1 protein-coding gene and 2 pseudogenes are annotated in these 1979 nt (G+C 65.0%); all 3 read left to right on the top strand.

Features of this window, described 5'->3' with window-relative positions; translation table 11 throughout:
- Positions 1-225, top strand: a pseudogene (locus KH616_RS24605) (GABA permease); the annotation flags it as partial.
- A gap of 227 nt (positions 226-452) precedes the next feature.
- The gene (locus KH616_RS24610) at positions 453-1439 is read left to right on the top strand and encodes an AAA family ATPase (protein WP_292253869.1); all 987 of its coding nucleotides are present in this window, start codon (positions 453-455) and stop codon (positions 1437-1439) included.
- A pseudogene (locus KH616_RS24615) lies at positions 1436-1979 on the top strand (cobalt chelatase); the annotation flags it as partial. The gene KH616_RS24610 and the pseudogene KH616_RS24615, both read left to right, overlap by 4 nt.

Raw genomic sequence — 1979 nt, forward strand, 5'->3', positions numbered from 1 at the left:
GGCGAACTGCGCGTGAGGATGTGGGCATACCCCTACCTGACGTGGTTCGCGATTGGCGGAATGATCAGCATCCTCGTCGCGATGGCGTTCATTCCGGAACAGCGCAAGCCGCTTTGGCTCGGCGTCGCGAGCCTCGGCGTGCTGCTCGTTGTCTATGCGCTCACGCATCGAGGCCGTCGCGCGAACGCCGACAACCGGGATCTGCTCGTGTATCCACCGAGATAAGCGGGCCGCAGGGCCCGATGGACCGCTCGTCGTATCGGGCGTTTCCATTGGCGGCGTCGCGAATCGTCACGCAAGCCGGCCGGTGCGGCGGGAGAAAACGACGGGTTATCGAACCGGGAGCCGCCGCAGCGCATGCTCCCATGTATCGATCGGCGCGCGAGGCGTGCGGCGACGATCCAACAACGGAACGGGGGGGCGACGCCCCGACGCGACAGGAGCGCGATGCGATGGACAGTATGACGAGCAAGCCGGATTGCATGGTGTCGGTGCGCGAACAGTTCGGCCTCGACCTGGATCTCAAGGTACCTGCGTTTGGCGCACGTGGCGATCATGTGCCCGACATCGACGACGCATATCGCTTCAATCCCGACGTCACGCTTGCAATCCTCGCCGGCTTCACACACAACCGCCGCGTGCTCGTGCATGGGATGCATGGTACCGGCAAATCGACGCATATCGAGCAGATTGCGGCGCGGCTCAACTGGTCGTGCATGCGGGTCAACCTCGACGGCCACATCAGCCGTCTCGACCTCGTCGGCAAGGACACGATCGTCGTGCGCGACGACGTGCAGGTGACCGAGTTCCAGGAAGGGATCGTGCCGTGGGCACTGCAACGGCCGGTCGCGCTGATCTTCGACGAATATGACGCAGGCCGCCCCGACGTGATGTTCGTGATTCAGCGGCTCCTTGAGCGCGACGGAAAATTTACGCTGCTCGACCAGAACCGTGTAATCCATCCGCATTCGTCGTTCCGTCTGTTCGCGACCGCGAATACGACCGGGCTCGGCAACCTGAACGGCCTTTATCACGGCACGCACATGCTCAATCAGGCACAGATGGATCGCTGGAATGTCGTCGCAACACTCGACTATCTGCCGCGCGACGAGGAGATCGGCATCGTGCGCGCACGCGTGCCCGAACTCGCGGACGACGCGGGCCGCGATCTGCTCGAATCGGTGGTGAGTCTCGCTGAGCTGACGCGCAACGGCTTTGCGTCCGGGGACCTGTCGACGCTGATGTCGCCGCGCACCGTGATCGATTGGGCGGAGAACTGCCGAATTTTTCGCGATCCGGCGCTCGCGTTCCGGCTCACGTTCCTGAACAAGTGCGACGAGGCGGAGCGGCGGATCGTCGCCGAATACTACCAGCGCTGCTTCGGCGCAACGCTCGCCGTGACCGCAGGTGCGATCACGGGGCCGGAAGTGGGCCGGTGAGCGCGGATCGAGATGCGGTGCAGCGCGCGTCTGCTCGCGAGGCACTGTGCGCGGCGACCGTACGTGCATTGACGGGCGACACCGCGTTGCACTATTGGGCAGGCCATGTGTGCCGCGACCGGCGGCCGCTGTCGATCCATGCGCCACACCTGCGTGTGGTGGCCGATGCCGATGACCTTGCGTCGTGGCGCGGCGCGGCCGACGGCGCCGCGCTGCGCATTCTGCATTCCGATGCCGAACTGCACCGCACGCTTTCCGGCGACGACCCGGTCGAGCGTGTGCTGTTCGAGATGCTCGAACAGTTGCGCTGCGAATCGCTCTCGCTGCCCGGCATGCCGGGGCTTATGCTGAATCTGCGGCATCGCTTCGAGGCGTGGTCGCGCGCGTTCCACCGGTCGGGGCAGGCCGACACGCACGTCGGCATCCTTGTCTACACCGTCGCACAGATCGCGTGGTCGCGTCTGTCAGGCTGGCCGGTGCTTGCTGAAACGGAAGACCTGATCGAAGCGTCGCGTGCCGCGATCGTGCCGGAAATCGTCA

It is taken from the genome of Burkholderia sp., from assembly GCF_018375725.1.
Lineage (GTDB): Bacteria > Pseudomonadota > Gammaproteobacteria > Burkholderiales > Burkholderiaceae > Burkholderia.

Bases quoted from the DNA above. Each gene is read 5' to 3' on its own strand.
- KH616_RS24610 (WP_292253869.1), top strand. From the start codon at position 453: ATGGACAGTATGACGAGCAAGCCGGATTGCATGGTGTCGGTGCGCGAA.